This window comes from uncultured Thiodictyon sp. (assembly GCF_903828115.1).
Classification (GTDB): domain Bacteria; phylum Pseudomonadota; class Gammaproteobacteria; order Chromatiales; family Chromatiaceae; genus Thiodictyon.
In genome coordinates this window covers 1-6121 of the sequence record NZ_CAIKKU010000867.1, presented here as the reverse complement: position 1 = coordinate 6121, position 6121 = coordinate 1, and the positions used below count along the sequence as shown (strand labels likewise).

Sequence of the window (6121 nt, the reverse complement as noted above, 5' to 3'; positions counted from 1 at the left end):
CATCATCTTGTCGCAACTCGCGCGGCGCTCGGCGCGCAGGGCGTCCATCCTGGCCCGCGGGTCCTCGGCGGCGGCCGGGGCGGTCGCGGCCGGTGCGGCGGGGGGCGTGGCCGCCGGGGCCGTTGCGGGCGCCTGCGCCAGGGCCGGGCCCTGGCTCAGGGCCAGGGCGAGGACTGCGGTGGAGGCGAATGATAAAACCCTGGGGGTAGCGAACATTGGTTGGTTTCCTCGTCGTTGATAGCAGTTAGGGGGGGCGGTTCCGATCCCAGGACTGATCCTGAAGTCTTTATTTTATTTAAGCTTCCATGCGGGGCCAGGCGCCGTCTCACGGGGGCCGGGCCGGGCGGCGTTCACTGTAACCGATTCGCCCGCGGCGGGGCAGTAGCGCCGCCCGCGCGTTACACTACAGCGTAGCGCAGAACCCGAATCCAGTTCGAGAACTCGCTTGCCTGTGTTGACCTATCCCAGTTGGAGTCCTTCATGCGTATCGGCGATCTGATGAACGAGAGCGGGGTCGGATTCGGCACCAGCGGGGCGCGCGGACTCGCCACCGACATGACCGACCGGGTCTGCTATGCCTACACCCTGGGCTTCCTCAAGTACCTGCTCGCCACCGGGGCGGCGCTGCCGGGCTGCGAGGTGGGTCTGGCCGGGGATCTGCGTCCCAGTACCGAGCGCATCCTGAACGCGGCGGCCCGCGCCACGCTGGACCTGGGGTGTCGTCCGCGTTACTTCGGCCGCATCCCCAGCCCCGCGGTGGCGGCCTACGGCATTGCCCGCCGCAGTCCGTCCCTGATGGTCACCGGGAGCCACATCCCCGATGACCGTAACGGCATCAAATTCAACCTGCCGACCGGGGAGGTTCTCAAGGCGGACGAGGCCGGCATCCGCGCCCAGGAGGTCGAAATCCCGCCCGCGCTGTTCGACGCCGGCGGGATGTTGCGGGCTGGGGAGCCGCCCGCACTGCCGCCCCAGGAGCCGAACGCCAATGTCGGCTATATGCGGCGCTATCTCGACTTTTTCACCGCCGGCTGTCTCGCGGGCCTGCGGGTCGGCGTCTACGAACACTCCAGCGTCGCCCGGGAGCCCTATCGGGTGATCCTGGAAGGGCTGGGCGCCCAGGTGACGCGGCTTGGCTGGTCGGACCGCTTCATCCCGGTCGATACCGAGGCGATCCGCCCGGAAGACGTGGACCTGGCGCGGGACTGGGCGGCGGGGGGGGCCTTCGACGCCCTGGTCTCCGCCGACGGTGACGGCGACCGCCCCCTGGTCGCCGACGAGACCGGCCGCTGGCTGCGCGGCGACATCGCCGGCATCCTGTGCGCCCGCCGGCTCGGGGTGCGCGCCTTGGCGACCCCGGTCAGCAGCAACACCGCGGTGGAGCGGTGCGGGGCCTTCGACCGGGTCCTGCGCACCCGCATCGGCTCCCCCTATGTGATCGAGGGGATGGGGCAGTTGCGCGCCGCTGGGCTCGCCCCGGTGGCGGGCTATGAGGCGAACGGCGGCTTTTTGCTGGAGACTCCCATCACCTGGGGCGACCGCACCCTGGCCGCCCTGCCCACCCGGGATGCGGTCCTGGTGGCCCTGACCATCCTCCTCACCGCCGTGGAGCAGGGCCGCCCCGTCTCCGCCCTGGCCGCGGACCTGCCCGCCCGCTTCACCCACAGTGACCGGATCAAGGACTTCCCGACCGCGTTGAGTGCCGCGCGCATTGCCGCCCTGACCAGTGGCGACCCGGCGCGCGACCAGGCGGCCGTGGCCGCGGTCTTCGCCGACGCCTTCGGTCCGGTCGCCGCGCTGGATACCACCGACGGGCTGCGCATCAGTTTTGCGAGCGGGGAGATCGCCCATCTGCGCCCGTCCGGTAATGCACCTGAATTGCGTGCCTATACCGAGGCCGCCAGCCCCGAGCGGGCGGCGCAGATGAATGCGATCTGTATGGATATACTGGCGGGCTGGCGCCGGGAGTGATATTGCATTCAAACAGAGAATGAATTCGCAAAAAGCGCGAATGAACGCGAATGAGGAACGATCCACTGATAAGTTAAACAATTCCATTAGGGACTGGCTACAGCGCGATTTTCGTTGTCGTTGTCGTAATCGAGGTTATCGTAGCACCGCGGATTCTCTCGCACCGCGAAGTGCATCGCTTCTGCGACAACGACAACGACAACGACAAGGATCGTGCTTAACTTGTTATTGACTCGTTACTAAGAGGGTCCCCCGAACCATGCCCGCACGCCAGACCAAACATGAGCTCAAGACCTGCCCGCGCTGCGGGCGCTTGTTCGAGTGCAAGCTCAATAACCCGGTCCATTGCGACTGCGCCCGGGTCGTGCTGCCGGAGGAGACCATGCTCGCGATCCAGGAACGGTTCCGGGACTGTCTGTGCCTCGCCTGTCTGACCGATCTGGCGGACGGCGCGGACCTGGCGGGGGCCGGTGAGCGGGCCGCATCCGGGGACGCGCCGATCGGCTGAGGTGCTTTGCCTTCCATCTTTGTTGCACCAGGGCGGTTCATCCTGGTGGGGGTCCCCCGGCTGCGTCGACCCCTGAGCGCTGACTCCCATGACCCTCTCCATCCGCGCCAAGCTCTTCCTGGCCCTGCTCCTGGCCTGCCTGCTGGTGGTGATCGGCACCCAGGCCTTTGTGCGCTGGTCGCTGGAGCAGGGGATCATCGAGCTGGCGGACGCGCGCGAGACCGAGCGCATTGTGGAGATCGCGGAGCGGCTCACCCTGGTCTACGCCCAGGACGGGTCCTGGGAGGGGCTGCGCGGGGACCTGCGGCGCTGGGTTGCGGCGCTGCTCGGCCGCGACCTTGGGCGCGATGCGGAGGCGGCGCCGGGGCGCGCCCCGGGGTCTGATGCCGGGCCCGATCGTGGGCAGGGTCCAGGTCCCGAGCGCCCGCATCGGGACCGCCCGCCGCCCTGGGTCCGCCGGGTGCTGGCGCAGCCCGGGCCCTGGCCCCCGCCGCTGGCCTTGGAGCACCTGCGCGACCGGGAGCGGCCCATCCCGCCGGAGTTGCGGCTGATGCTGCTCGATGCCGCGGGGGCCATCGTCTATGGCCGGGAGGAACTGCTTGCGGGGGCACGGCGCCAGTCCCTGGAACTGGACGGACAGCCCATCGGCAGCCTCGCGATCCTGCCCGGCAGGCCCATGACCGAACTGCGGGAAATCCAGTTTCAGGCGCGTCAGGGCAGCCGCCTGTGGATCATCGCACTCGCGATGGTGCTGCTCTCCGGTGTGCTTGCCTCCCCCCTGTCGCGCTGGCTGGTGCGGCCGGTGCGCCGTATCCAGGAGGCGACGCGGCGGCTCGCCGCCGGTGACTTCAGCGCCCGGGTGAGGGTCCAGGGGGGCGATGAACTCGCCCGCCTGGGGCTTGACCTCAACGCCCTGGCCGCGACCCTGGAGGGTAACGAGCAGGCGCGCCGCCGCTGGGTGGCGGACATCGCCCACGAGTTGCGCACCCCCATCGCCCTGCTGCGGGCCGAATTGGAGGCCATGCAGGACGGGGTGCGACCGCTGGGGCGGGCGGGGGTGGACGCCCTGCACGCCGACGTGCTGCGCCTGGGCCGTCTGGTGGGGGACCTGCACGAGCTCTCGGTGACGGACCTGGGGGCACTGAGCTATCGGATGGTCGAGACCGATGTGCGCGAGTTGCTGGCGGCGGACCTGGACGCGTTGCGCCCCCGCTTCACGGCCGCCGGGCTGCGCCTGGATCTGCACGACCGGGCACCGGTGCCGCTCCTGCTCAACGCCGACCCGGACCGCCTGTCCCAGGCCATCCGCAATCTGCTCGCCAACAGCCTGAAATATACCGACCCGGGCGGCGGGCTCACCGTCACCCTGGGCGCCGCGGCGGGGCGGGTGACCCTGGACTTCGAGGACAGCGCCCCGGGGGTCCCGCCGGAGGCCCTGCCCCGGCTCTGCGACCGGCTCTACCGGGTCGAGGGCTCGCGCAGCCGGCACACCGGCGGGGCGGGCCTGGGGCTTGCCATCGTCAAGAACGTGGTGGAGGCCCATGGGGGCCGCATCAGCGCCGCCGCCGCCCCCGCCGGGGGCCTGTGGATTCACATTGAACTGCCCATACCTTAGTAACGGGTCAAGAACAAGTTAAACACCAACGCAATCGTTGTCGTTGTCGTTGTCGTGATCGGAGAAGCGATGCAATTTGGGGTGCGGGAGAATCCGCGGCGCGACGATAACCTCGATTACGACAACGACAACGACAACGACAACGACCAGAAAAGTATTCCCTAATGGATTTGTTTAACTTATTAGTAACCGTTCCTTGGCGAGTTTGGAGTTGTAATGAACAGCCCGCAGCGCGTCCTGATCGTCGAGGACGAGGAGCGCCTGGCCGCCCTGGTGGCCGACTACCTGAAGGCGGCCGGGTTCGCGGTCCACCTCGACTACGATGGCCTGGGGGTCCTGGAGTGGGTGCGCGCGCACCGGCCGGACCTGATCATCCTGGACCTGATGCTGCCGGGGAAGGACGGGCTCACCCTGTGCCGGGAGGTCCGGGCCGAGAGTCAGGTCCCCATCATCATGACCACCGCCCGGGTGGAGGAGATCGACCGGCTGCTCGGTCTGGGGCTGGGTGCCGATGACTATCTGTGCAAACCCTACAGCCCCCGGGAACTGGTGGCGCGGGTCAAGGCGGTATTGAGGCGCAGCGCGGGCCCCGCGCCCGGCGGCCAGGCGGCGCTCGCCGACCCCACCGACGCGGACCCCTTGACCCTGGACCCGGACCGCCTGCGGGTGACGGCCGCCGGCCGGGACATTGAACTCACCGCGGTCGAGTTTGCCCTGCTGGCCACCCTGCACCAGGCCCCGGGCCGGATCTTCTCCCGGGAGCGGCTGATGGAGCGCATCTACCGCGACCACCGGGTGGTCTCGGACCGCACCATCGACAGCCATGTCAAGAAGCTGCGCCGCCGCCTGCAGGAGTTGCTGCCGGAGCGGGAACTGGTCCACTCGGTCTATGGGGTCGGTTATCGGTATGAGGATCGGTAGCGACCGCGCGGTTCCCGCGCGCGGTCGCTTTGTCACACGACGAAGCGCCTGCGCCGGCCCTGGAGTCGGCGCCAACGTCGAAGCCGAAGGCCACAACGCGGCGCTCCGGGGCCAGGTTCCCACGGACGCGGCCAGCTGAAGGCATCCCCCCGTCGGCAGGATGGGGTATTATGCGGTATGCGCATAACCTATCTTTGGGGGATTGTGATGCACAGACGAATGACGATCACGCTTGATGAAGCGGTGTACGAAGGGCTTTACCGGAAGATTGGTAAGCGGCGCATCAGCCAGTTCATTGAAGATTTGGTGAGACCGCATGTGCTGGATACGTCACTGGATGACGGATACCGGGCGATGGCTGCCGACAAGGAGCGTGAAGCCGAGACGCTGGAGTGGTGCAACGCACTGGCCGGAGACATGGCCGATGAACCTAAAGCCGGCAATTGATCACGCCAAGGCGCCAAGCTCGCCAAGAAAGACAATGGGATGTGTTCAATATCGAGATCACCCGCCGGGTGAATCGCCGAGCACCGATAACATACTGAAAAACCTTGGCGAGCTTGGGGCCTTGGCCCGAGGTTGTTTCCGGAAAAGACTTTCCCGATTTTCCGTTCGTCCTGAGCTTGTCGAAGGACGAACGGAAAATCGCGCTCCAGGGCTAACATTAAATCTGAAGTTTCCGGGTTCTGAAACCCGTCCAGGGCCAGGCACTTGGGGTCGGGAGTTTTCGCAGGGGTTTGCGTGGATCTCCGCAAACCCCCTCGAAAATCCCCCCACCGCTACCCCCCGCCCCTCCGGTACCCCCCCTGGAAAAGCCGGAAACTTCAGATTAAATCCGTTCATGGTTCGACTGTTCGACAAGCTCACAGCTCACCACGAACGGATTCAATGTCACCACCAAAGGATGCAATTTGGGTATGAGCTTTCCGGGAAATCGCCTGAGAACTTCTCTTTCCAGGATGAAGCGCGGTGAAGTGTGGTGGGTCGAGTTCGATCCTTCCGTCGGGACTGAAATTTGCAAGACGCGCCCGGCTGTGATCGTGAGTAACGACGCGGCGGCCTTGATCATCGTTGCGGCCGCCCCGGGCCGGACAAGGCTTCAGCCT

7 protein-coding genes are annotated in these 6121 nt (G+C 67.1%); 6 read left to right on the top strand and 1 reads right to left on the bottom strand.

The window, feature by feature from the left end; all coding sequences use genetic code 11:
* On the bottom strand, nt 1-216 hold a 216-nt coding region (locus QZY48_RS32520; RefSeq protein ID WP_295438590.1), incomplete at its 3' end, for a hypothetical protein.
* A gap of 264 nt (nt 217-480) precedes the next feature.
* Here QZY48_RS32520 and QZY48_RS32515 point away from each other — a divergent pair.
* From QZY48_RS32515 to QZY48_RS32490, 6 genes are all read left to right on the top strand, one after another.
* Entirely contained in the window at nt 481-1971 is a 1491-nt protein-coding gene (locus tag QZY48_RS32515) for a phosphomannomutase (protein ID WP_295438588.1), read from the top strand.
* 259 nt (nt 1972-2230) lie between these two features.
* The gene (locus QZY48_RS32510) at nt 2231-2479 is read left to right on the top strand and encodes a cysteine-rich CWC family protein (RefSeq protein ID WP_295438586.1); all 249 of its coding nucleotides are present in this window, start codon (nt 2231-2233) and stop codon (nt 2477-2479) included.
* 88 nt (nt 2480-2567) lie between these two features.
* Nucleotides 2568-4094: an ATP-binding protein gene (locus QZY48_RS32505; protein ID WP_295438583.1), complete on the top strand. Its 1527-nt coding sequence runs from the start codon at nt 2568-2570 to the stop codon at nt 4092-4094.
* Between the two features lie 216 nt (nt 4095-4310).
* Complete coding sequence (locus QZY48_RS32500) at nt 4311-5015, top strand: response regulator (RefSeq protein WP_295438580.1); 705 nt, start codon at nt 4311-4313, stop codon at nt 5013-5015.
* Nucleotides 5016-5234: 219 nt separating this feature from the next.
* A complete protein-coding gene (locus QZY48_RS32495; RefSeq protein WP_295438577.1) occupies nt 5235-5462 on the top strand; it encodes an addiction module antitoxin in 228 nt (75 codons plus the stop codon).
* Between the two features lie 470 nt (nt 5463-5932).
* Nucleotides 5933-6121, top strand: a 189-nt coding sequence (locus QZY48_RS32490; RefSeq protein ID WP_366929822.1) for a type II toxin-antitoxin system PemK/MazF family toxin, incomplete at its 3' end; no start/stop codon positions are given.